This window comes from Agrococcus sp. SL85 (assembly GCF_026625845.1).
GTDB lineage: Bacteria > Actinomycetota > Actinomycetes > Actinomycetales > Microbacteriaceae > Agrococcus.
Genome location: NZ_CP113066.1, coordinates 810778 through 833027, shown reverse-complemented (window position 1 = coordinate 833027; position 22250 = coordinate 810778). Strand labels below are relative to the sequence as shown.

The window sequence follows — 22250 nt, the reverse complement described above, 5'->3', positions numbered from 1 at the left end:
GCCCCGCGTTCGAGGTCGACGAGGCGACGCTCGCCGCGGCCATCCGCCCCTACGAGCCCGTGGCCGTGCCGGGGCGCGACGCGAGCGAGCCGCCGAAGGCCGGATGGTCGCTCTCGACCGACGTCGCCGAGGTGCCGACCGTGCAGATGGACGCCGTCGAGCTGCAGGCCGAGCTCGAGGCGGCCTCGCTCGCCCCGGTGCCGGAGGAGGCGCGCGCCGTGCGGTCCGAGGCCGAGGCGGCCTCGACGCCGGCCGAGCGGCCCGCAGCGGCCGGCGGCTCGCCCGACCCCCGCGCGGCGCTGTCGGCGCCCATCGTGCCCGCCGACGTGCCCGTCGCGCGCTCGGTGCCCGCGCCTGCCGCGGATCCCGCGCCCGCCGCCGAGCCTGAGGCTGCCTCGGAGCCCACGCCGATCGCGGCGTCCGAGCCTGCCGCCGAGCCCGAGCCGCGGGTCGTCGCTGAGCCGGCGCCGGTCAGCGAGCCGATGCCGGTGGCCCCCGAGCCGGAGGCAGCTCCGGTTCCGGTGGCTGAGCCGGAGCCGGTGGCCGAGCCGGAGCCGGTGGCCGAGCCGGATCCCGAGCCGAATCCCGAGCCCGAGCCCGAGCGGGCCGCCGAGCCGACCCCCGTCGCCCCGCCCGTCGTCGCCCCCACCGAGCCGATGGAGCTCTCCGAGCCCGCGACCGACGACCCGGTCGCCCTCGCCGCGATCGCCCGCGTCGAGCAGTGGCTCGCTCGCCCCGCGATCGCGAAGCGCGACGCCTCCGCCGAGCGCCTCGCGGGCCTCCTCAAGGATCCGCACGGCCTCGACTTCGCCATCGGCTTCGTCGACAAGGTCGTGCGCCCGGAGGACCCGCGCGTCAGCGCGCGCAACTTCGAGGCGCTCAGCCGCGACATCCCCGGCTTCCTCGACTGGTACCTGAAGCTCGGCATCTCGCTCGGCGGCGGCGTCGGCCTCATCGCGCCGCGGCTCGTCATCCCCATCGCCAAGCGCGCGATGCGCGAGATGGTCTCGCACCTCGTGATCGACGCGACCCCCGCGCGCCTCGGGCGCCCGCTCGCGAAGCTCCGCGCGGACGGCACGCGCCTCAACATCAACCTGCTCGGCGAGGCCGTGCTGGGCGAGGAGGAGGCCGCGGGCCGCCTCGCGGGCACCACCGAGCTGCTGCAGCGCCCCGACGTCGACTACGTCTCGATCAAGGTCTCCTCGATGGCGCCGCAGCTGCAGATGTGGGCGTTCGACGAGACCGTCGAGCGGGTCGTCGAGCGCCTGCTGCCGCTCTACCGCATCGCCGCGCAGGCGAGCCCGACGAAGTTCATCAACCTCGACATGGAGGAGTACCGCGACCTCGACCTCACGATCGCGGTCTTCGAGCGGCTGCTCTCGCGACCCGAGCTCGCCGGGCTCGAGGCCGGCATCGTGCTGCAGGCCTACCTGCCGGACGCGCTGGCCGCCTACCGGCGCCTCGCGGCCTTCGCGAAGGAGCGGAAGGCGCAGGGCGGCGCGGGCATCAAGGTGCGCGTCGTCAAGGGCGCGAACCTCGCGATGGAGCGGGTCGACTCGGCCGTGCACGACTGGCCGCTCGCCGTGCTGCCGTCGAAGGCCTCGAGCGACGCCAACTACAAGCGCGTGCTGCGCGAGGCGCTACGCCCCGAGCACGCCGCCGCCGTGCGCGTGGGCGTCGCGAGCCACAACCTCTTCGACCTCGCGTACGCGGCCGAGCTCGCCCGCCACCACGGCACCCGCGACCGCGTCGACGCCGAGATGCTGCTCGGCATGGCCGCCGAGCACCGCGCGGCCGTCGCTGACGAGTTCGCGCACCTCATCCTCTACACGCCCGTCGTGCGGCCGAGCCAGTTCGACGCCGCCGTCGCGTACCTCATCCGCCGGCTCGAGGAGAACGCCTCGGGCGAGAACTTCATGTCGGGGATGTTCGACATGCACGAGGCGCCCGTGTTCCAGCGCGAGCGCGACCGCTTCCTGCACTCGCTCGCGCTCCTGCAGCGCGAGGATGCCGCGGGCGATCCGCGCCCGAACCGCACGCAGGACCGCCTGGGCGACCTGAGCGTCTCGGTCTCGAACCCCAAGGGCTTCGAGAACGAGCCCGACACCGATCCCTCGCTCGGCTCGAACCGCGACTGGGGGCGCCGCATCATCGCGCGCGCCGCCACGAGCGAGCTCGGCCTGCAGACCCTGCGCGCCAACCGCATCGAGGACGCCGACACGCTCGAGCGCCGCATCGACCGCACCGCGCAGGCGGGCGCCCGCTGGGCCGGCCTCGGCGCCAAGCGGCGCGCGAACATCCTGCGCGAGGCCGCGACGGCCCTCGGCGTCTACCGCGGCCGCCTCATCGAGGTGATGATGGCCGAGACGGGCAAGACGCTCGCGGAGGCCGACCCCGAGGTGTCGGAGGCGATCGACTTCGCCCGCTACTACGCCGAGCAGGCCGTGGCGCTCGAGCAGGTGCAGGACGCGCGCCCCGTGCCCGTCGCCCTCACCGTCGTGACGCCGCCGTGGAACTTCCCCGTGGCGATCCCGTGCGGCGGCGTCACCGCCGCGCTCGCCACCGGCTCCGCCGTCATCATCAAGCCCGCGCCGCAGGCCCGCCGCTCCGCCGCCGTCATGGTCGAGGCGCTGTGGGAGGCCGGCGTGCCGCGCGACGTGCTCGTGCTGTGCGACATGGAGGAGGGCGAGGTCTCCAAGCGCCTCATCACCCACCCGGCCGTCGGCAGGCTCATCCTCACCGGCTCGTCCGAGACCGCGGGGCTCTTCACCTCGTGGCGCTCCGACCTGCCGCTGCTCGCCGAGACGAGCGGCAAGAACGCCATCATCGTCACGCCCTCGGCCGACCTCGACCTCGCGGCCGCCGACGTCGTCAGGAGCGCCTTCATGCACGCGGGCCAGAAGTGCTCGGCGGCCTCGATCGCGATCCTCGTCGACTCGGTCGGCGACTCCGAGCGCTTCCGCCGCCAGCTCGTCGACGCCGCCAGCACGCTGCGCGTCGGCTCGCCGCTCGACGCGCGCACGCACGTCGGCCCCGTCATCGAGCCCGCGCAGGGCAAGCTGCTGCGCGCGCTCACGACGCTCGAGGACGGCGAGGAGTGGCTGCTCGAGCCGAAGCGGCTCGACGCCGAGGGCCGCGTGTGGTCGCCCGGCATCCGCGACGCCGTGCTGCCCGGCACCGAGACGCACCTCACGGAGTTCTTCGGGCCGCACCTCTCGCTCATCGAGGTCGACACGCTCGAGGAGGCGATCGAGGTGCAGAACGCCACCGAGTACGGCCTCACCGCGGGCATCCACTCGCTCGACCCCGACGAGGTCGCGCTGTGGCTCGACGAGGTGCAGGCGGGCAACCTCTACGTCAACCGCGGCATCACGGGCGCCATCGTGCGCCGCCAGCCCTTCGGCGGCTGGAAGCTCTCGCAGGTGGGCCCCGGCGCGAAGGCGGGCGGCCCGAACTACCTCGCGACGCTCGTCGACTGGGAGCCGCTGTTCGCGGAGCCGAAGGAGTCGGTGCGCCTGCGTGGGCTCGAGCGGCGCGTCGCCGAGCTCATCGAGGCGGCGACCCCCGCCCTCGGCTTCGAGGAGTTCGACCGCGTGCGCGCGGGCGCCAACAGCGACGAGCGCGCGTGGGAGGAGGAGTTCGGCGTCTCCCGCGACGTCTCGGACCTCGGCGTCGAGCGCAACGTCTTCCGCTACCGGCCGACCGAGGTGCTGCTGCGCATCGCCGAGGACGCGTCGGCGGGTGAGCTCGTGCGCCTCCTCGCCGCGGCGGCGCGCACGCGCTCCAAGGTGCGCGTGTCGACGGCGATCGAGGTGCCCGCGGGCGTCGCGCGCCTCGCGGCGAGCGCGGTGCCGCACGTGCGGATCGAGGAGACGACCGTCGAGGACGACGCGAGCTTCCTGGCGCGCGTCGCCTCGGGGGAGGCGCTCGAGCCCGCCCACCGCGAGGACGCGCTCGGCATCGCCCACGACACCGAGCCCGTGCGGCGCATCCGCGTCGCCGGCACCGCGGCGGGGCTGCGCGAGGCGCTCGCGGGGAACCCCCGGGTCGCCGTCTACGACGGGCCGGTCTCCTCCGAGGGCCGCATCGAGCTGCTGCCGTTCCTGCGCGAGCAGGCGATCTCGATCACCGCGCACCGCTTCGGCAACCCCGACAAGGCGTTCGTCGGCTTGCCCGTGTAGCGCGGGGCTGCGCTGCGCGCTGCCCCGCCGGTCGAGGGGCGCGCGGCGCGGCCGCACGCGTCTGCCCTGCTGGTCGAGGAGCGCGCGGCGCGGCCGCACGCGTCACGAGGCCCCGCAGCCAGCCGACCCTCGACCGCGGGTGCTTGACTGGATCCATGCGGTACGGCTACAAGGCGAGCGCCGAACAGTTCTCCCCGGCCGAGCTCCTCGAGCTCGTGGCCCTCGCGGAGGAGGTCGGGCTCGACTCGGCGTTCATCTCCGACCACCTCCAGCCCTGGCGGCACGAGGGCGGCCACGCGCCGAACGCGGTCGCGTGGCTCGGCATGGCGCTCGAGCGCACCCGCTCGATCGTGCTCGGCACCTCGGTGCTCACGCCCACGCTCCGCTACCACCCGGCGGTCGTCGCGCAGCAGTTCGCGACGCTCGGGCAGGTGCATCCGGGCCGCCTCATCCTCGGCGTCGGCACGGGCGAGTCGCTCAACGAGCAGGCGATCGGCGTCGAGTTCCCCGAGCTCGGCGAGCGCTTCGCGCGGCTGCGGGAGTCGGTGCGCGTCATGCGCCGGCTGTGGCAGGACGAGCGCGTCGACTTCGACGGCGACTTCTACTCGCTGCACGGCGCCACGATCTACGACCGGCCCGAGCGGCCCATCCCGATCTACGTCGCCGGCGGCGGGCCCGCGACGACGCGCTACGCCGCGCGCTTCGCCGACGGCCACATCTGCACCTCCGGCAAGGGCGACGACTACTACCGCGGCACGATCGTGGCGTCGCTCGAGGAGGGCCTCGAGCGGCAGGGGCGAGCGTCGGCGGAGGTCGACCGCATGATCGAGATCAAGGTCTCGTACGACCGCGATCCGGAGGCTGCGCTCGAGGCGACCCGCTTCTGGGCCGCGCTCTCGCTCACGCAGGAGCAGAAGCACTCGGTGCACGACCCGATCGAGATGCAGCGCCTCGCCGACGAGCTGCCGATCGAGCAGGTGGCGAAGCGCTGGATCGTGGGCTCGGATCCCGAGGAGGTCGCGGCCGCGATCGCGCACTACGTCGGCCTCGGCTTCACGCACCTCGTCTTCCACGGACCCGGCCACGACCAGCGCCGCTTCCTCACCCAGTTCACCGAGGACGTCCTCCCGCTGCTGCCCGCGCGCTGACGCGAGCGGCGCTCGCCGCCGCCCGGACCCGTATCCCGGACGCCGATCTCCGGATCCCGTATCCCGGACGCCGAACTCCGGATCCCAGAGTCCGGGTCCCGGATTCCGGGTCCCGGAACCTGGACTCCGGACCCGCTCCGTCCGGTTTGGCCCCTCCCGGTCCGGCTGATGGGCGGCACCTGCCCTCGAGTGGCGGCGATGTGCTGGGTGTGGCGACATCTGCCCTCGAGTGGCGACGATGTGCGGGGTGTGGCGACGAATCAGGACAGAATGCCGCCACTCGGCGCCGGATGCCGCCACTCAGCGCCGGATGCCGCCACTCGCGCGAGCAGCGGCGGCACCCGCGAGGCGGGCTGGAGCGGGTCGGCCGGGCCGGCCAGCCCGGCCAGCGCGGCCAGCCCGGCCGAGCCGGCCAGCCCGGCCAGCGCGGCCAGCCCGGTCAGGCCGGCGCCGCCTCCGTCGCGACGCGGCGCACGAGCGGCAGGGCGCTCGCGGTGGCGCCGAGCACGGCGACGACCGACAGCACCGAGATGAGCCCCCACATGAGCACGGAGTCGGGCGACGAGAGCCACAGCATGAAGGTCGGCACGATGAGCAGCAGCGCCACGCCCGCCGCGCCGCCCACGGCGACGACGAGCGGCAGCGTCACCTGCCGCACGATCGCGGCGCGCATCGTCGGCAGCTCCACGCCCATCCGGTGCATCGCCTGGTGCTCGCGGCGCTGGTCGAGCACCTTGGCCGACTGCGCGATGCCCGCGAGCACGGCCCCCAGCACGCCCGCGATCGCGATCGTGAGGGCGGCGCCCGTCGCGATGTCCTGCGACATCTGGTCGGGCGCGCCGCCCGCGGTGGCAGGGGCGAGGCTCGCGAAGCCGCCGGCCATGACGGCGATCGCCATCGCGCCCACCACGTTGAACGCGCCGCGCGGGTCGTCGACCACGCGCCGCGCCGCGAGCAGCGTCGCGGGCGATCGCGCGCCCTTCGCCACGAGCCACGCGACGCCCTGGATCACGAGCGGGCCGATGAGCGAGTACGAGAGCACGAGGATCGAGATGAGCGCGAGCGAGACGGCCATGCCCGCGTCGATCCAGCCGGAGCCGACCACGACGACGTAGGCGGCGACCGCGAGGCCGAAGCCGAGGATCCGCCAGAGCGAGAGCCGCTTCGGCCGCACGCGCTGCGCGACCCCGAGCGGCGTCACGTGCACGCGCCGGAGCGAGGCGAGGGCCGCGCCGAGGGCGATGAGGACGACCGCGCCGATCGCCGCGAGCCACACCCACCACGGCGGCAGCAGCTCGGCCGTCGTGAACGGGAGGCCCTGGAACTCGATGCGCGCGATGCCGGGCGTCACGGCGAGCGCGAGCAGGGCGCCCACGAGGCCACCGACGAGCGCCTGCGCGACCGCGTCGAGCACGGCCATCGCGGTCACCTGGCCGCGCGTGGCGCCCGCGAGCCTGAGGGCTGCGAGGCGGTCGTCGCGGCGGGCGATCGCGAGGCGCACCGCGGCCTGCGCGAGCGTCCAGACGGCCGGCAGCAGGAGCGCCGAGGCGACGCCGGAGAGCGTCAGCACGAACATCCCGACGTCCGGCTCGACGGCGCCGGTCTCGAAGCGGAGGCGGAAGGCGTTGACGCCGCCGAGGACGGCGAGGAGCGCCGCGGTGGCGAAGGCGAACGCGACGGCGCTCAGCACGTCGGTCGCGCGGGGGCCGGTGGCGCGGCCGAGCCGCACCCAGAGCCGCAGCGCGGTCATCGCGCGCCGCCCTGGTGGCGCTGCGGGTGCTGGAGGCGCGCGGCCGGGTTGGGCACGGGGCCGCCCGTGCCGCGCCAGTCCTGCGGCACGGTCGGCTGCGCGGCCGGCACGCCAGGGAGCGGCACGCCCGCGCGCGTGGCGCCGTAGGAGGGCGCGGGGGAGGGAGCGGGAGCGGCCGCCGGCACCGGCGCGACGGCCGTCGGAGTGCTGTGCGTCGGAGTGCTGTGCGTCGGAGCGCCGTGCCCCGCCCCGGCGTGCACGAACCCGCCGTGCTCCTCGGCCGCCGCGGCAGCCGCATCCGTCCGCTCGTCGCCGACGACGCGGCCGTCCTGCAGGCGCACGATGCGCGAGCACGCCGCCGCGACCTCCGGGTCGTGCGTCACGACCACGAGCGAGGCGCCGTGGCCCAGCGTCGCGCCGATGAGCAGGCTCATGACCGCGGTGCCCGTGGAGCGGTCGAGGGCGCCCGTGGGCTCATCGGCGAAGACGATGCCGGGGCTGCCGACGAGCGCGCGGGCGATCGCGACGCGCTGCGCCTGGCCGCCAGAGAGCTCGCCCGGGCGGCGCGACTCGAGGCCCGCGAGGCCGAGCCGGCCCAGCAGCTCGGCCGCGTGCGCCTCGGCCCGGCCGCGGGCCTGGCCGGCGAGCAGCAGCGGCAGGGCGACGTTCTCGACCGCGGGCAGCTCGGGCAGCAGCTGCCCCGACTGGAAGACGAAGCCGAAGTCGCTGCGCCGCAGGCGCGTGCGCTCGGCGTCGCGCATCGAGGCGAGTTCGCGGCCGCGCCAGGCGACGCGGCCGCCCTGGGGGCCGACGATGCCGGCGAGCACGTGGAGCAGCGTCGACTTGCCGGAGCCGGAGGGACCCATGATCGCGACGGCCTCCGGGCCGTCGGCGCCGATGGTCAGGGAGACGCCGTCGAGCACGCGCGCGTGTGTCGCGGGGTCGCCGTAGGCGTGGGCGAGGGCGACCGCGTCGAGGCGGTTCGCGGAGGGCTGGAAGGTCTGCATGACGGCAGTCCATCGCGCCGGGCGCCGTGCCGCGAGCGGATCCGGCCCCGTTCCGACCGGGGTCGGACGAGGATCATCCGCTGGGATGACGGCCGCTCCTCTGCGCCTCCCACGACCGCCCCACCTTGCCGCCCGTTCAGTTTCGCAGGCTCAGCGGCGAGCAGGCGGGATGGTCGGATCCGCGCGCCGCTGAGCCTGCGCTGTCGGAGAGGAAGGGGAGTGGGAGGCGGCGGAGGCGGCGGAGTCGGCCGACGGCCTCGGCGATCCCGCAGGCGCGCTCCGTACGCTGGTGCCGTGACGACGGCAGAGCGCAGCCCCGGCGCCCGCGAGCGCACCGATGGTCGCCTCAAGCTGCCGCCGATCGCGGCCGAGGGCACGGCGACGCATCCCGTCGCCATCGTCCCTGCCGCCCTCGTGTCGGCCGGCGCGGTGCTGCTCTTCTGGACGATGACCGACTGGGGCTACGTGCCGCTCGTCGCAGGCGTCGTGGGCGGCATCCTCACCGACCGCGCGGGTCGCTCGAGCCGCCTCGGCTCCGACCTCGCGCTCATCGCGATCGCGCTCGCGTTCATCAGCACCATCTCGCTCCACGCCGACCTCTCGGACGCCGGCATGATCCGCTTCACGGTCGCGCTCGGCGGCGCCGTGCTCATCCCGTACGCGATCTCGCGCTGGGGCTACCGCGAGCACGCCATCCGGTTCCCGTGGGGAGGCGGCCGCTGGACGAGGCGGATGTGGGTCTACATCGCCGCGGTCATCGTGCTCGCGTACCTGATCCTGCCGTTCTACTTCCTCACCTCGGGGGTCTACCGCAACTGGCCGGCGGTCGAGGAGCCGGGCGAGATCGCGCGCCTGTTCGTCGGCGTCAACGCCGTGGGCCTGTGGGACGAGCTGTTCTTCATCTGCACGGCCTACACGCTGCTGCTGCGCCACTTCCGGCCGTGGCTCGCGAACCTCCTGCAGGCGGCGATCTTCGTCTCGTTCCTCTGGGAGCTCGGCTACCAGGCGTGGGGGCCGTGGCTCACGATCCCGTTCGCGCTCGTGCAGGGCGCGATCTTCTCGTGGACGAAGAACCTCGCCTACGTCGTCACCGTGCACCTGCTGTTCGACGCCATCGTGTTCCTCGTGATCGTGCACGCGCACCACCCGGAGGCGCTGCCGATCTTCCCGCTCGTCACCGGCTGGTGACGACGCGCGCCCTGGCGCGTGTCAGCGGTCGCGCGTAGGTTCCCGGCCATGGCAATCGCACGCTGGCCCACCGTCGTCATCGACGCCCCCGACGCCAAGGCGCTCGCGCAGTTCTACGGCGCGCTGCTCGACTGGCCCGTGACCCCCGCGGGGGACGCCGACGACGACTGGTACGAGATCCGCGGCGCCGAGGGGCAGGTCATCTGCTTCCAGCAGGTGGCCGACTACCGGGCGCCTGTCTGGCCGGGGCAGGAGCATCCGCAGCAGATGCACCACGACGTCGTCGTCGACGACCTCGACGAGGCGGAGGCCGCGACGCTCGCGCTCGGTGCCACGAAGGCGGCGTTCCAGCCGGGCACGACCTTCCGCGTGTTCCTCGACCCCGCCGGGCACCCCTTCTGCCTCTGCGTGAGCTGACCCGGGCCGCGTCGCGCGCGGCCGTAGGCTCGAGCCCATGACCGCGGTGCTCCTCGACGTCGACACGGGCATCGACGATGCCCTCGCCATCCTCACGGCCGCCCTCCACGACTCCATCGAGCTCGTCGGCTGCACGATCGTCTGGGGCAACACCGACGTCGCGCAGGGCGCACGCAACACCACCGAGGTCCTGCGCCTCGTCGGCCACGGCGACGTGCCCGTCGCGATCGGGGCGGCGGGGCCGCGCGACGGCAGCCCCGCGCGCTTCTCGCCCGAGGTGCACGGCGACGACGGCCTCGGCGGCTTCGCCGACCGCTCGGTCGAGCCGGTGCTCGGCGGGGAATCGGCCGTCGAGCTCATCCTGCGGCTCAGCCACGAGCGCGCCGGCGAGCTCGAGCTCGTCGCCGTCGGGCCGCTCACGAACGTCGCCGCGGCGCTCGACGCCGACCCGAGCCTCCCGGAGCGCGTCAGGCACGTGACGATCATGGGCGGCGCCGCGCTCGCGCCCGGCAACGTGAGCGATGCCGCGGAGGCCAACATCTGGCACGACCCGGAGGCCGCACAGGTCGTGCTCGACGCCTCGTGGGACCTCACGATGGTGGGCCTCGACGTCACGATGACCTCGCTCATCACCGACGCGCACCGCGAGCGGCTCGCCGCGGGCGGCGCGGCCGGCCGCTTCAGCGCCGCGATCCTCGACCACTACCTCGGCTACTACGAGGGCTGGACGGGCACGCGCGCCTCCGGCAACCACGACGCGCTGGCGCTCGCGGTGGCCGCAGGGCTCGTGCGCACGACGCTCTCGCCGATCGTCGACGTCACGGTCGATTGCTCCCACGGTCCCGCTCGCGGCCGCACCGTCGCCGAGCTCGAGGGCGAGTGGGGCACGTGGCCCGACCGCGAGGGCGCGCGCCACCGCGTGGTGATGGAGGTCGAGCCCGGCTTCGAGGACGCGATGGTCGAGCTCATCGCCTCGGCGCGCTAGCGCTGCGCCGGGACGCTCGCGCGGCAGCGCGGCGGGCGGCTGGGAGGATGGACGGGCCTCGCCGCCCCGCCGGCGGTCACTCCGCCGCGACCCCAGGAGGAACCCTGCACGCCCCCACCGCGCTCGTCCACGCAGCGAAGGGTGCCGCGATCGGTGTCGTGGAGGTGCTCCCCGGCGTCTCCGGCGGCACGGTCGCGCTGCTCGTCGGCGTCTACGAGCGGCTGCTCGCCTCGGCCGAGCACCTCGTGCGCGGCCTGGCGCTCGCCGTCGGCGATCCCGTGCGGGGCAGGGGACTGTCGCGGGCGCGTGCGCAGCTCGCGGCCGTCGAGTGGCGCTTCGTGCTGCCGATCGCGGTCGGCATGCTCGCGGCCGTGGCGCTCGGCGCCGCCATCGTCGCGCCGCTCGTCGACGAGCATCCCGGCGACGCCCGCGCCCTCTTCCTCGGCCTCGTGCTGGCGTCCGTGGCCGTGCCCGCTCGGATGGTCGGCGGTCGTTGGTCGGCTCGCGAGTGGGCGCTCGCCGTGCCCGCAGCGGTGCTCGGCTTCGCGCTCACCGGCCTGCCGGCGGCCGAGCCCGGGGATGCCGCGCTCTGGGCCGTCGCGGGCTCGGCGGCGGTCGCGGTGTGCGCCCTCGTGCTGCCCGGCGTCTCGGGCTCGTTCCTGCTGCTGGCGCTCGGGATGTACGAGCCGGTGCTGCGCGCGGTCAACGAGCGCGACCTCCCGGTGCTCGGCGCCTTCGCGCTGGGCGCGGTGGTGGGCCTCGCGTCCTTCGTGCGCCTGCTGCGGTGGCTGCTGGCGCACCGCCGCCGCACGACGCTCGCGATCATGACGGGGCTCATGGTCGGCTCGCTGCGGGCGCTGTGGCCGTGGCAGGCGGCGGACGGCGGCCTGCTCCCGCCCGGCTCCGACGCGCTGCTGATGGCCGGCTGGTGCCTGCTGGGCATCGCCGTGGTGGCGGGAGCGCTCCTGCTCGAGCGCCGTCGCGCGCGCTAGCGCGATGTCGCGCCGCGGCGCCGCCAGCCCGTGCGGTCGGTCGCGAACTGCGCGTATCGGGCAGGCTCGCCGAGGTAGGTGCCCGCCGCGCCGTCGCCCGTGCGTCGCATGAGGCGGGCGAGGATGCGCATCGACGCGGCGTTCGTCCCCCACGCCTCCGCCCAGATGCGCTCGAGGCCCATGGCGCCGAAGCCGTGGTCGAGCGCTGCCCGCGCGACCGCCGTGCCGATGCCGCGACCTTGGTGCGGCCCACCCACGAGGAAGCCCAGCTCGCGGCGATCCGGGGCTGTGCCGTCGTCGTGCAGGTCGGCGTAGCCCACGATCCCGCCGTCGACCTCGGCTGCGAGGCGCACGAGCCCGTCGGGCGGCTCGGCCAGCCTGCCGCATCCAGAACGCGCGCCGTGCCTCCGGCGTGCGCTGCCGCCACTCGGCGGCGGCGCAGAAGGCCGTGTCCTCGCCCCAGGCCACGAGCGCGTCGACGTCCGCTTCGCCGAGCGGCCGCAGCCGCACGGCGGGCCCGGCGCCGCTCACGCGATCGCGCCCATCCGTCGCACGGCCTCCTCGATGAGGTCGGGCCGCGTGCCCAGGTTGAGCCGCACGCGGTTCTCGCCGCCGGTGCCGAAGGCCTCGCCGGCGTTCAGCCCCACGCGCGCCTGCTCCAGGAACGCCTTCGCGGGCCCGGTCGAGAGCCCGACGTCGCCGGGGTCGGGCCGTGCCGCAGGATCCGCGACGCGCGTGCCGCGGCAGTCGAGCCACGCGAGGAAGGTGGCCTCGCCCGGCTGCCAGCGGATCGCCGGCGCGTGCTCGGCGAGCGCCGCGGCGAGCACCGCGCGGTTGCCGCGGAGGCCCACGATCACGTCGTCGAGCCAGTCGCGCCCGTGGTCGAACGCGGCGACGTGGGCGATGCTCGCGAGGTGCGAGGGCCCGTGGCCCACGACCTCGGCGAGCCGCTCGAGGTCCTGCGCCTCGGCGCCCGGCACGACGAGCGCCGTGCGGAGCGCCGCGAGGTTCCACGCCTTCGAGGCGGAGGTGATCGAGAAGCCGCGCGGATCCACGCTCCAGTAGGGCGTGAAGGTCGCGTCGAAGACGATCGGCGCGTGCACCTCGTCGACGACGACGCGCACCCCGTGGCGCGCGGCGACCTCGGCGACCGCCTCGAGCTCGGCGCGGGTGTGCACCGTGCCCGTGGGGTTGTGCGGGCTGCAGAGCAGCAGCACGCCGCCGGCCTCGCCGACGCGGCCGCAGGCCTCCTCGATCGTCGCGAGGTCGAGCCGCAGGTCGTCGCCGAGCGGCGCCTCGAGCACCGTGCGCTCCGCATGCTCCGCGTAGGCGTGGAACGGCGGGTAGACGGGGCTGGTGACGATGACGTGGCCGCCGGGCCGAGTGAGCAGCCGCACGAGCTCGAAGACGGCCATCATGACGTCGGAGACGAGCGCCGTGCGGCCGGGATCGAGCGCGGCGCCCCAGCGGGCGTCGGCGAAGCGCGCGAAGGCCTCGGCGTAGGCGCTGCCGTGCGGGTAGCCGGTGTCGCCGCGGCCGAGCGCCTCGGTGATCGCGGCCGTGATCGCCTCGGCGGGCATGACGTCCATCTCGGCCACCCACATCGGCAGCACGTCGGGCTCGAACCAGCGCCACTTGATGCTCGTGCGCTCCCGGAGCGCATCGACCGACACCTGCTCGAACGGGTTCGCCATGCTCCCGATCCTGCCAGCCAGGATCTCAACCGGTTCTGTGGTCGGCGGAGGAGATGATCGCGCCCGCCGACCACAGAACCGGTTGAGGAAGCAGGGTCAGGCGACCTGGTCGAGCAGGCCCGAGTCGACGTCGTAGAGGAAGCCGCCGACCTTCACGCGGTCGCCGATGAGCGGGTGCGACGAGACGCGGTGCACGTCGGCCGTGAGCGCCTGGCGCTGGTCGTCGATCGCGCCGAGGTCGAGCCAGGACGCGTCCATGCCGGCGGAGGCCCCGAGGGCGGCGATGAGGTCGTCCTCCGACTTCGACGCCATGGCGCAGCGCGTGTGCTGCACGACGAGCACGCGCTCGACGCCCAGCAGGTGGGTGGCGAGCACGAGCGCCACGAGCGCGCGCTCGGTGACGCGGCCGCCGGGGTTGCGCAGGATCTTGGCGTCGCCCGGCACGAGGCCGATCATGCCCAGCGGGTCGAGCCGCGAGTCCATGCAGGTCACCATGGCCACGCCGGCGCGTGCGACGCCGTCGAAGCCCTGGAGGTCGAAGGAGGCCGCGAAGTCGCGGTTGTGCGCGAGGAGGTCCTCGAACGATGCGGAGTCCATGCTCCGAACCTACGCCCGCGTGCGACCATGGGCCGCATGGAGCTCCGCGCCCTCGCCCAGCAGGTCGACGCGATCTCGCGCCGCTACGCCGAGGTCTACGGCTTCGAGCGCGACGCCGACTGGCTGGTGCTGAAGCTGCAGGAGGAGGTGGGCGAGCTGGTGCAGGCCTGGCTCGCGAAGACCGGCCGCCAGCGCGACAAGGGCCTCAGCCCCGGGGAGATCGACCAGCGGTTCGCGCTCGAGCTCGCCGATGCGCTCGGCATGCTGCTGGCGCTCGCCGAGACGACGGGCGTCGACATCGAGCGCGCCGTCGACGAGAAGTGGCTCGTCTGGGATCGCCGCGTCTCGCAACGGGCGGGCGAGAGCGATGAGGCCTGGGCGGCGCGCACCTCGCCCGATCCGGCCTGAGCGACTGCCGGCCTGAGCGACTGCCCGCCTGAGCGCTCGCCGGCCCGAACGCCCGCCGACCTGATCGCCCGCCGCGCGCACAGCCGCCCTCGGTAGCCTGCGGGCATGACGCAGACCGCCATCATCGTCGGGGCAGGGATCGGCGGCCTCGCGGCCGCGCGCGCGCTCGAGGCCGCAGGCCTGCGGGTGCGGGTGCTCGAGGCCGAGGCGGCGGTGCCGCAGCCGGGCGCCGGCGTCGTGCTGACCCGCAACGGCGTCGCAGCGCTCGACGCGCTCGGGATCGGCGCGGAGGTGCGCCGCGCGGGCGCGCGCTCGCTGCCGCAGGGCGTGACGACCGATCAGGGCGCGCCGCTCATCGGCGCGTTCCAGGCGCCCTCGAGCGCCGTGCTGGGCATCCGTCGCGCCACCCTCCTCGAGCTCCTCCGCGGCGACCGCGAGGTCGAGACGGGCATGCGCGTGCTGCGCGCCGAGGCCGGGGCCAGCCGGCCCGCGGTGCTCGTCGAGCGGCCGGGCGCGGAGCCGGAGCGGCTCGAGGCCGACCTCGTCGTCGGCGCCGACGGCATCCGCTCCGCCGTGCGGCGCTCGCTGTGGCCGAAGGCGAAGCCCGACTTCTCGGGCGCGACGATCTGGGAGGGCCTCGCGCCCTCGGGCGCGCTCGCGGGCGTCGTCGACGCGCGCGGCATGCGCCAGCTGCTCGGGCAGGGCACGGAGCTCGGCTGGATGCCCGTCGACGGCGAGCGCGTGCACTGGTGGGCGATCGCGCACGCGCGCCTGGGGCGCACGGAGGCGGACGAGCTCGCCGCGGTCCGCGCACGCGTCGGCGACTGGTCGCCCGAGGTGCAGGGCCTGCTGGCGGGCACGCCGCACGACGCGGTCGAGCGGCGCGACCTCTGGTACCTGCCGACCTCGCTGCGCTCGTTCCACCGCGGCGGCGTCGTGCTCGTCGGCGATGCCGCGCACGCGATGGCGCCGCTGCTGGGCCAGGGCACGAGCCTCACGCTCGAGGACGCCGCGACGCTCGGCGCCCTCGTCGACGACCGGCCGCTCGAGTCGGCGCTCGACGGCTACGACGACGCGCGCGTCGACCGCACGCAGCGCTTCCAGCGCCGCTCGCTGCGCGTGCTGCGGGCCACGACCGATCGCCGCCTCCCGGCCATGGTCGCGGCGCGCAACGGCGTCGCCAACCTGCTGCCGGCGCTCGCGGCAGAGATCGCCCTCGACTGGATGCTGCACTGGCGCGTGCCGCGCAGGCGCGGCTGAGGGTCGTCAGCCCCGCGCCGCCGCTTCGCGCTCCGCGAGCAGCCGCGGGAAGACGTGCTCGCGGTTCAGCGGCGCCTCGGCCGCGTCGGCGATCCCGTCGGCCGGCTGGATCCAGCGGCAGCCCGCGATCTCGGCCCGAACCTCCGGCGCGATCGCCGCGCGCGAGCGGAACACCGTCGCCACGAGGTCGAAGCCGGCCTCGTTCGCCGCGCGCGTCTCGATGACGCCCATCGGCTCGAGCGAGGCCTCGTCGAGCACGACGCCGAGCTCCTCCTCGACCTCGCGCACCGCGCACGCGGCGGCGTCCTCGCCGGCCTCCGGCTTGCCGCCGGGCAGCATCCAGCGGTCGGTGCCGCGCTTGTTCACGGTGAGCACGGCGCCGTCCTCGCGCTCGAAGCAGATCGCCGAGACCGTGATGACGCCCATGCGTCCAGGCTAGGCGCCGGCCCTGCGGCCCGCCTCGGCTCGGCGCCGCCTGCGAGGCGGATGGGCCGCCGTCGACCGTCGATCCTCGTGACCTCGCCGGCCGTGCGGCGCCTCTGGCCGCCGCGCTGCGCGGTCGTCCCTGCCCGACGGCAGGAGGCTGGTGCGATCCTGAGGTCATGCCCCGGACGCCGCCGATCTTCGCGCCCACACTTCGCGGCACCTTCTACCGCGCGATCGATCCGGCCTTCCGGTCATCTGCGGTTGCTGGGTCGCGCGCCGCTGGCCGTTACTCGCGGGCGCACGAGCCGACGCTGTACCTGAGCGCGACCCGTGAGGGCGTCGCAGCGGCCATGGTCGCCCACAGGAGCGCGCGGGCCTCGGCGCTCGAGGTCGCCGAGGTCGACGTCGAGGCATGGGGCATCGTCGATCTCCGCGACCCCCGCGCCGCGGAGGCCGCGGGGGTCGACCTCGCGAACGCGGCGGCGCCCTGGCAGGGCGTCGCCGCGGCTGGCGGTGCACCGACGTCCTGGGCGGTGCGCGACCGCTTGCTCCGCCTCGGCGCGAACGGTTTGATCGACCCTTCGCGACAGCGACCGGGACTGTGGCACCTCGTCCTGTTCCGCTGGAACGAGGAGGGCGCGCCTGCCGTCCGGCTCCGGGACGCAGCCGATCCGCGCTAGTCGCGCGGTGCGCGCCGGTACGCGGCGCCGTCGGCGTCGCGATCGAGCAGCCCGGCGTCGACGAGGTCGCGGCGCAGCGTCGCCGGGTCGTCGGCGATGGCCGCGAGGCGCTCGGTGACGGCGCGCTCGTCGACCGCGCCGCCCTCCGGCAGCGCGCGCTCGGCGGCCCACGCCAGCAGCGCCGCGCGATCGGATGGCCTGCGCGGCCACGAGGCGATCCGCCCGTCGCGCACGAAGCGATCGATGCCGGAGGCCGCGGGCCGGTGGGCGAGCAGCGGCGAGAAGGCGTCGAGCGCCACCGCCCGCGCGGCACCCCCGGCGCCCTCGACGCGCGCGAGGCCCGCGCGCTCGAGCGCGGCGAGCGCGCGCCGCTCGCGCGAGGGGAGCGGGCCGACGTCGACGCCGCCCTCCGCGAGCATCCGCGCCCACAGCAGGCGCCGCGCCTCGTCGGCGAGCGTCGCGGCCACGGTCCGCCAGGCATCCGTCATCGTCGTCCTCCGCGGCCAGCCTGCCAGGCCGGGCGGCTCGCCGGACAGGACCGGGCGTCAGCCCGCGGTGCGGGTGATGAGCTTCGAGAGCACGATCGCCGAGCGCGTGTGGTCGACGGAGGTCGCCGCGCGCACCTTCTCGAGCGCCTCCTCGAGGGCGATCACGTCGCGCGCACGCATGATGACGATCGCGTCGGCCTCGCCCGTGACCGTGCCGGCCTCGACGATCTCCGGCACGCCGGAGAGGATGCGCTTGAGATCGGTGGGCGAGACGGTGCCGCGGCAGAAGAGCTCCACGTAGGCTTCGGTGGCGAGGCCCTCGACGGCGGGGTCGACCTGCACCGTGAAGCCGCGGATGACGCCGTCGGCGACGAGCCGGTCGATGCGCCGCTTCACGGCGGAGGCGGACAGCCCGACCTCGGCGCCGATGTCGGCGTAGCCAGCCCGCGCGTTGAGGCGCAACTGGTCGATGATGCCGTGATCGATCCTGTCCATATGCAGGAATCTACGACGTCGACCGACCAGATCGCAAGAAACATGCGCTCGCACCCTGGGAAATGCGTCGAACCCCTGCGACCATGGGGCCATGCAGACCGAGACGACCACCACCGCCGCGGCCGCCGAGCGCGCCGCCGTGCGGAAGACCGTGCTGATGTGCCGCCCCGAGCACTTCACGGTCACGTACAAGATCAACCCGTGGATGGACCCCTCGATCCCGACCAGCACGCAGACCGCCGTGCAGCAGTGGCAGGGCCTCCACGACGCCTACGTCGGCCTCGGCTACGGCGTCGAGCTCATCGACCCCATCGAGGGCCTCAACGACATGACCTACGCCGCGAACGGCGGGTTCACGCTCGACGGCAAGGCCTACGGCGCCAAGTTCACCTACGACGAGCGCGTGCCGGAGGGCCCGGCCTACATGCGCTGGTTCGGCGACCACGGCTTCCAGGTGCACGAGCCCGTGCACGTCAACGAGGGCGAGGGCGACTTCCTGCTCTCGAACGGCGCGATCCTCGCCGGCCACGGCTTCCGCACCTCGCTCGAGTCGCACGACGAGCTGCGCTCGATCTTCGACCGCGAGGTCGTGAGCCTGCGCCTCGTCGACCCGTCGTTCTACCACCTCGACACGGCCATCGCGATCCTCGACGAGACGAACATCGCCTACCTGCCGAAGGCCTTCGACGAGGCCAGCCAGGCCGAGCTCGCGCGCCGCTACCCGGACGCGATCCACGTGAGCGACGAGGACGGCGCGGTGCTGGGCCTCAACTCGTTCGGCGACGGGCGCACGATGCTCATCGCCGCGCGCGCCACGGGCTTCGACGCGCAGCTGCGCGAGCGCGGCTACGAGACGATCGGCGTCGACCTCTCCGAGCTGCTGCTCGGCGGCGGCGGCATCAAGTGCTGCACGCTGGAGCTGCGCCGATGAGCGCCGTCCGCACCCACGAGAGCCCCGCGACCGAGGCCGCGATCGAGCAGGTCGAGGCGCATGCCGCGCACAACTACCACCCGTTGCCGGTCGTCGTCACGGAGGCGCACGGCGCCTGGGTGACCGACGTCGACGGCCGCCGCTACCTCGACTGCCTCGCGGCCTACTCGGCCGTGAACTTCGGCCACGGCAACGAGCGGCTCATCGCCGCCGCGAAGGCGCAGCTCGACCGCGTCACGCTCACGAGCCGCGCCTTCCACTCGGCTGCGCTCGGCCCCTTCGTCGAGGCCCTCGCGCGCCTGGCCGGCAAGCAGATGGTGCTGCCCATGAACACGGGCGCGGAGGCCGTGGAGTCGGGCATCAAGGTGGCCCGCCGCTGGGCCTACGAGGTCAAGGGCGTGCCCGCCGGCGAGGCCGAGATCATCGTCATGGAGGGCAACTTCCACGGGCGGACGACCACGATCGTGTCGTTCTCGGACGACCCCGACGCCACGACGAACTACGGGCCCTTCACGCCCGGCTTCGTGCGCGTGCCCTACGGCGACGTCGACGCCCTCGCGGCGGCGATCACGTCGCGCACCGCGGCGGTGCTGATCGAGCCCATCCAGGGCGAGGCGGGCATCCTCGTGCCGCCGGCCGGCTACCTGCAGGCGGTGCGCGAGCTGACCCAGCGCGAGCGCGTGCTGCTCATCGCCGACGAGATCCAGTCGGGCCTCGGACGCACCGGCGCCACCTTCCAGTGCCAGAACGAGGGCGTCGTGCCCGACGTCTACCTGCTGGGCAAGGCGCTCGGCGGCGGCGTCGTGCCCGTCTCGGCCGTGGTCGCGGACGCCGACGTGCTCGGCGTGCTCACGCCCGGCTCGCACGGCTCGACCTTCGGCGGCAACCCGCTCGCGGCGGCCGTCGGCCTCGAGGTCGTGCGGATGCTCGAGGAGGGCGAGATGCAGGAGCGCGCCCGGGTGCTCGGCGAGCGCTTGCACGCGGGCCTCGGCGCGCTCGTCGGCCACGGCGTCACCGCGGTGCGCGGCGTGGGCCTGTGGGCCGGCATCGACATCGACCCCGCGGTCGGCACGGCGCGCGAGGTGTGCCTGCGGCTGCTGGAGCGCGGGATCCTCGCGAAGGACACCCACGGGCAGACCGTGCGCCTCGCGCCGCCGATCGTGATCTCGGAGGCCGACCTCGACATGCTCGTCGACGCGTTCCGCGAGGCGGTCGGCGCGCCCGCCGAGTAGGGGAGGCCGGGGAGCGCGCTCGCAGACCCGCCGAGCATGATGGGCGGATGCGCACCCACTACCGCTTCGGCCACGCGTGGCACGTCGCCGCGGCCCCGGAGCGCGTGCGCGCGCTCGTCGAGGACGTCGGCGGGTACGGGCGGTGGTGGCCCGCCGTGCGCATCCTGCGCGGCGGCGGCGCCCCCGGCTCCCGCACCGCGGAGGCCGTAATCGCCGCCCCGCTCGGCTACGGCCTCCGCATCCGGCTCGCGGAGGCCGACCCGCGGGGCGGCGAGCTGCGCGCCGCGATCTCCGGCGACCTCGAGGGCTGGTGCGCGTGGTGGCTCGTGCCGCACGGCCGAGGCACGGCCGTGCGCTTCGCGCAGGAGGTCGAGGCGCGCGCGCCGCTGCTGCGGCTCGCGAGCCCGATCGCCCACCGCGCGCTCGCGCGGCAGCACGGCGCCGTGCTGCGCGCCGCCGCCGACGGCATGCGCGCGGCGCTCGCGTGACGGCCGGCTCTGCCCGCCAGGGACTGGACAGCGCGCAGGAACGGCGTAGGCTCGGCCGGGTGCCCGATCGCATCCTCCTCGGCAGCGCACCCCGTCCGACCGACGGCACCGTGCTCGCCAAGCGCATCCGCAAGCTCATGATCGCCGCCGAGCCGGCCCGCATCGCCTGCACCGCGCACATCGACGCGGTGCTCGACGGCCCCGACATCGAGCGCCTCGACCTCGACCTCACCGGCTACGTGCTCGGCTCCGAGCACGACCGCGACCGCTCGCGCATCGAGCCGCAGGGCGCGCCCATCACGAGCGAGGAGGGCGTGCTGCGCCACCTGCGCGTGCATGCGGCGCCCATGCGCGTCTCGGGCGCCGACGTCACGCTCGACCTCGAGCTGCAGGGCGTGCCGGTGCGCTGGATCGAGACCGACGCGGGCGAGCTCGCGCTCGAGCTCGGCCGGCCCTCCGATGACCGGCCCGTGCACGGCTCGATGCGCGTGGCGGTGCCGAAGGAGCAGCTGGGCGACGCCGTGCGCGGCCTCGCCGAGCCGATGCTGCAGGAGCTCGGGGTCGCCGTCTCGAGGCTCGACCTCGAGCTCGAGGCGCTCACGCCGCGCAGCGTGCGGGCCTACGCCGACGCGAAGGTGCGCAAGGGCCTGCTCGGCGCCTCCGCCCACGGGGCCGCCACCGCGACGCTCGACGACCGCCTGGGCCTCACGCTCGACGACATCAGCCTCGACAGCGGCAACCCGCTCGTCGGGGCGATGCTCGCCGTGGCGCGCGGCCGCATCCAGGGCTTCGAGGGGCACCGGATCGACCTCGCGGCCGAGCTGCCCGCGGGCGTGCGCGTCGAGGACGTCCAGGTGCGCGTCGAGCGCGACGTCGTCGTGGAGGCGCGGCTGGCCTAGGCGCTCCGGCGCCGCGGCGGGACCTTCGGCCCTGTCGCGCGGCACCATCGAGCGGGACGATGGCCTCGTCCTGCGAGCGGGAGGAGCCGAGCATGGTCGAGCACGTGGTCGTGGGGGTCGACGGCAGCACCGCCGCCGATGCTGCGCTGGACTGGGCGATGGAGCGGGCGCGCGGCGTCGACACGCGCCTCGAGCTGCTCTCCGTCGTCGACATCGACTGGATCCCGCAGACCGGGCCCGACCCCGTGGAGGCTGCCCACGAGCGAGTGCTGCAGGAGGCGCTCCGGCGCGTGGAGACGAGCGGCGTCGACGTCGACGCGAGCACGACGCTGCGGCACGATCGCCCGGTGCCGGGCCTCGTCGCCGCGTCGCGCCGCGCCGACCTGCTCGTGATCGGCTCGCACAAGTCGAGCGCCGTCGGCTTCGTCCACGGGACCCTGCCGCTCGCGGTCGCCGCGCGCAGCCGCTGCCCGCTCGCGGTCGTGCCCGTCGACTGGGAGCCGAGCGCCGGCCCCGTGCTCGTGGGGCTCGACGAGGAGTCGGGCGGTGCCGCGCTCGATCGCGCGGCGACGGAGGCCGAGCGGCTCGACGCCGACCTGCTCGCCGTCCGCGCCTGGAGCGTGCCGCTGCTCGTCTCCGGCGCCTGGGCATCGTTCGAGGCGCCGCTCGAGGCGTTCCAGAGCGCCGAGGCCGCCTCGATGGATCGGATGGTCGCCTCCCTCGGCGATCGGCTCGACGGGCTCGAGGTGCACGCCGTGCTCGAGCACGGCCGCCCCTCGATCGTGCTCGCCGAGCACGCCGCGCGAGCGCGCCTGGCGGTCGTCGGCACGCACGGGCGGGGCGTCGTGGCGGGCATCCTGCTGGGATCGGTGAGCCACGACCTCCTCATGAACCTGCCGTGCCCCGTGCTGGTCGTGCCGCCGCCGGCGGCGCCCGGGCGGGAGGGCTCCATCGAGCGCCGAGGCGGCCGCGAGGACTGAGCGG

Annotated in this window: 22 protein-coding genes; 14 read left to right on the top strand and 8 right to left on the bottom strand. The window is 75.1% G+C overall.

What is annotated here, in order from left to right:
- Window positions 1–656 precede the first annotated feature (656 nt).
- Both OVA14_RS04000 and fgd read left to right on the top strand, forming a co-directional pair.
- Window positions 657–4181, top strand: a complete 3525-nt coding sequence (locus OVA14_RS04000; RefSeq protein WP_267505486.1) for a proline dehydrogenase family protein — start codon at window positions 657–659, stop codon at window positions 4179–4181.
- Between the two features lie 155 nt (window positions 4182–4336).
- On the top strand, window positions 4337–5329 hold the full coding sequence (gene fgd, locus OVA14_RS03995; RefSeq protein WP_267504995.1) for a glucose-6-phosphate dehydrogenase (coenzyme-F420): 993 nt from the start codon (window positions 4337–4339) through the stop codon (window positions 5327–5329).
- A 439-nt stretch (window positions 5330–5768) separates the two neighbouring features.
- Here the strand turns inward: fgd and OVA14_RS03990 are convergent, their stop codons facing one another.
- Together OVA14_RS03990 and OVA14_RS03985 are read right to left on the bottom strand one after the other, a co-directional pair.
- Entirely contained in the window at window positions 5769–7079 is a 1311-nt protein-coding gene (locus OVA14_RS03990) for an FtsX-like permease family protein (RefSeq protein ID WP_267504994.1), read from the bottom strand.
- On the bottom strand, window positions 7076–8086 hold the full coding sequence (locus OVA14_RS03985) for an ABC transporter ATP-binding protein (protein WP_324288041.1): 1011 nt from the start codon (window positions 8084–8086) through the stop codon (window positions 7076–7078). Before OVA14_RS03985 ends, OVA14_RS03990 begins: the two co-directional genes overlap by 4 nt.
- A gap of 360 nt (window positions 8087–8446) precedes the next feature.
- Between OVA14_RS03985 and OVA14_RS03980 the strand changes: the two genes are divergently transcribed.
- From OVA14_RS03980 to OVA14_RS03965, 4 genes are all read left to right on the top strand, one after another.
- On the top strand, window positions 8447–9274 hold the full coding sequence (locus OVA14_RS03980; RefSeq protein ID WP_420710641.1) for a type II CAAX prenyl endopeptidase Rce1 family protein: 828 nt from the start codon (window positions 8447–8449) through the stop codon (window positions 9272–9274).
- A gap of 48 nt (window positions 9275–9322) precedes the next feature.
- Entirely contained in the window at window positions 9323–9691 is a 369-nt protein-coding gene (locus tag OVA14_RS03975; RefSeq protein ID WP_267504993.1) for a VOC family protein, read from the top strand.
- 37 nt (window positions 9692–9728) lie between these two features.
- The gene (locus OVA14_RS03970; protein ID WP_267504992.1) at window positions 9729–10676 is read left to right on the top strand and encodes a nucleoside hydrolase; all 948 of its coding nucleotides are present in this window, start codon (window positions 9729–9731) and stop codon (window positions 10674–10676) included.
- Between the two features lie 158 nt (window positions 10677–10834).
- A complete protein-coding gene (locus tag OVA14_RS03965) occupies window positions 10835–11668 on the top strand; it encodes a DUF368 domain-containing protein (protein ID WP_267504991.1) in 834 nt (277 codons plus the stop codon).
- On the opposite strand, the gene OVA14_RS03960 is transcribed toward OVA14_RS03965, so the two are convergent.
- The 3 genes from OVA14_RS03960 to OVA14_RS03950 all read right to left on the bottom strand — a co-directional run bounded on the left by OVA14_RS03960 (window position 11665) and on the right by OVA14_RS03950 (window position 13959).
- Window positions 11665–12021, bottom strand: coding sequence for a GNAT family protein (locus OVA14_RS03960; protein ID WP_324288040.1), 357 nt, complete (start codon window positions 12019–12021; stop codon window positions 11665–11667). The two genes, OVA14_RS03965 and OVA14_RS03960, sit on opposite strands and share 4 nt — an antisense overlap.
- Before the next feature lie 174 nt (window positions 12022–12195).
- The gene (locus tag OVA14_RS03955; protein ID WP_267504990.1) at window positions 12196–13362 is read right to left on the bottom strand and encodes a MalY/PatB family protein; all 1167 of its coding nucleotides are present in this window, start codon (window positions 13360–13362) and stop codon (window positions 12196–12198) included.
- A 96-nt stretch (window positions 13363–13458) separates the two neighbouring features.
- Complete coding sequence (locus tag OVA14_RS03950) at window positions 13459–13959, bottom strand: beta-class carbonic anhydrase (RefSeq protein ID WP_267504989.1); 501 nt, start codon at window positions 13957–13959, stop codon at window positions 13459–13461.
- 36 nt (window positions 13960–13995) lie between these two features.
- Between OVA14_RS03950 and OVA14_RS03945 the strand changes: the two genes are divergently transcribed.
- The gene (locus tag OVA14_RS03945; RefSeq protein WP_267504988.1) at window positions 13996–14367 is read left to right on the top strand and encodes a pyrophosphatase; all 372 of its coding nucleotides are present in this window, start codon (window positions 13996–13998) and stop codon (window positions 14365–14367) included.
- Between the two features lie 105 nt (window positions 14368–14472).
- A complete protein-coding gene (locus OVA14_RS03940; RefSeq protein WP_267504987.1) occupies window positions 14473–15627 on the top strand; it encodes an FAD-dependent monooxygenase in 1155 nt (384 codons plus the stop codon).
- Window positions 15628–15633: 6 nt separating this feature from the next.
- On the opposite strand, the gene OVA14_RS03935 is transcribed toward OVA14_RS03940, so the two are convergent.
- Complete coding sequence (locus OVA14_RS03935) at window positions 15634–16053, bottom strand: NUDIX hydrolase (protein ID WP_267504986.1); 420 nt, start codon at window positions 16051–16053, stop codon at window positions 15634–15636.
- 176 nt (window positions 16054–16229) lie between these two features.
- Here OVA14_RS03935 and OVA14_RS03930 point away from each other — a divergent pair, with 176 nt between their 5' ends.
- A complete protein-coding gene (locus tag OVA14_RS03930; RefSeq protein WP_267504985.1) occupies window positions 16230–16733 on the top strand; it encodes an RES family NAD+ phosphorylase in 504 nt (167 codons plus the stop codon).
- Here OVA14_RS03930 and OVA14_RS03925 read toward each other — a convergent pair.
- Window positions 16730–17221 carry a DUF2087 domain-containing protein gene (locus OVA14_RS03925; RefSeq protein WP_267504984.1) on the bottom strand — a complete coding sequence of 164 codons (492 nt, stop codon included), beginning with the start codon at window positions 17219–17221 and terminating at the stop codon, window positions 16730–16732. The two genes, OVA14_RS03930 and OVA14_RS03925, sit on opposite strands and share 4 nt — an antisense overlap.
- Window positions 17222–17278: 57 nt before the next feature.
- Complete coding sequence (locus OVA14_RS03920; RefSeq protein WP_188715169.1) at window positions 17279–17716, bottom strand: Lrp/AsnC family transcriptional regulator; 438 nt, start codon at window positions 17714–17716, stop codon at window positions 17279–17281.
- A gap of 91 nt (window positions 17717–17807) precedes the next feature.
- On the opposite strand from OVA14_RS03920, the gene ddaH reads away from it, so the two are divergent.
- The 5 genes from ddaH (at window position 17808) to OVA14_RS03895 (ending at window position 22246) form a co-directional block, all read left to right on the top strand.
- Complete coding sequence (gene ddaH / locus OVA14_RS03915) at window positions 17808–18647, top strand: dimethylargininase (RefSeq protein WP_420710611.1); 840 nt, start codon at window positions 17808–17810, stop codon at window positions 18645–18647.
- Window positions 18644–19879 carry an ornithine--oxo-acid transaminase gene (rocD, locus tag OVA14_RS03910; protein ID WP_267504983.1) on the top strand — a complete coding sequence of 412 codons (1236 nt, stop codon included), beginning with the start codon at window positions 18644–18646 and terminating at the stop codon, window positions 19877–19879. The genes ddaH and rocD overlap by 4 nt, the downstream gene beginning before the upstream one ends.
- Before the next feature lie 47 nt (window positions 19880–19926).
- Entirely contained in the window at window positions 19927–20367 is a 441-nt protein-coding gene (locus tag OVA14_RS03905) for an SRPBCC family protein (protein WP_267504982.1), read from the top strand.
- Window positions 20368–20426: 59 nt separating this feature from the next.
- Complete coding sequence (locus OVA14_RS03900; RefSeq protein ID WP_267504981.1) at window positions 20427–21266, top strand: hypothetical protein; 840 nt, start codon at window positions 20427–20429, stop codon at window positions 21264–21266.
- Between the two features lie 92 nt (window positions 21267–21358).
- Window positions 21359–22246, top strand: coding sequence for a universal stress protein (locus OVA14_RS03895; protein ID WP_267504980.1), 888 nt, complete (start codon window positions 21359–21361; stop codon window positions 22244–22246).
- Window positions 22247–22250 lie beyond the last annotated feature (4 nt).

Bases quoted from the DNA above. Each gene is read 5' to 3' on its own strand.
- rocD (WP_267504983.1), top strand. From the start codon at position 18,644: ATGAGCGCCGTCCGCACCCACGAGAGCCCCGCGACCGAGGCCGCGATC.
- OVA14_RS03970 (WP_267504992.1), top strand. From the start codon at position 9,729: ATGACCGCGGTGCTCCTCGACGTCGACACGGGCATCGACGATGCCCTC.
- OVA14_RS03950 (WP_267504989.1), bottom strand. From the start codon at position 13,959: ATGGACTCCGCATCGTTCGAGGACCTCCTCGCGCACAACCGCGACTTC.
- OVA14_RS03895 (WP_267504980.1), top strand. From the start codon at position 21,359: ATGGTCGAGCACGTGGTCGTGGGGGTCGACGGCAGCACCGCCGCCGAT.
- OVA14_RS03985 (WP_324288041.1), bottom strand. From the start codon at position 8,086: ATGCAGACCTTCCAGCCCTCCGCGAACCGCCTCGACGCGGTCGCCCTC.
- OVA14_RS03905 (WP_267504982.1), top strand. From the start codon at position 19,927: ATGCGCACCCACTACCGCTTCGGCCACGCGTGGCACGTCGCCGCGGCC.
- OVA14_RS03990 (WP_267504994.1), bottom strand. From the start codon at position 7,079: ATGACCGCGCTGCGGCTCTGGGTGCGGCTCGGCCGCGCCACCGGCCCC.
- OVA14_RS03935 (WP_267504986.1), bottom strand. From the start codon at position 16,053: ATGGGCGTCATCACGGTCTCGGCGATCTGCTTCGAGCGCGAGGACGGC.
- OVA14_RS03920 (WP_188715169.1), bottom strand. From the start codon at position 17,716: ATGGACAGGATCGATCACGGCATCATCGACCAGTTGCGCCTCAACGCG.
- ddaH (WP_420710611.1), top strand. From the start codon at position 17,808: ATGCAGACCGAGACGACCACCACCGCCGCGGCCGCCGAGCGCGCCGCC.
- OVA14_RS03940 (WP_267504987.1), top strand. From the start codon at position 14,473: ATGACGCAGACCGCCATCATCGTCGGGGCAGGGATCGGCGGCCTCGCG.
- OVA14_RS03930 (WP_267504985.1), top strand. From the start codon at position 16,230: ATGCCCCGGACGCCGCCGATCTTCGCGCCCACACTTCGCGGCACCTTC.
- OVA14_RS03955 (WP_267504990.1), bottom strand. From the start codon at position 13,362: ATGGCGAACCCGTTCGAGCAGGTGTCGGTCGATGCGCTCCGGGAGCGC.
- OVA14_RS04000 (WP_267505486.1), top strand. From the start codon at position 657: ATGGAGCTCTCCGAGCCCGCGACCGACGACCCGGTCGCCCTCGCCGCG.
- OVA14_RS03945 (WP_267504988.1), top strand. From the start codon at position 13,996: ATGGAGCTCCGCGCCCTCGCCCAGCAGGTCGACGCGATCTCGCGCCGC.
- OVA14_RS03975 (WP_267504993.1), top strand. From the start codon at position 9,323: ATGGCAATCGCACGCTGGCCCACCGTCGTCATCGACGCCCCCGACGCC.
- OVA14_RS03925 (WP_267504984.1), bottom strand. From the start codon at position 17,221: ATGACGGATGCCTGGCGGACCGTGGCCGCGACGCTCGCCGACGAGGCG.
- fgd (WP_267504995.1), top strand. From the start codon at position 4,337: ATGCGGTACGGCTACAAGGCGAGCGCCGAACAGTTCTCCCCGGCCGAG.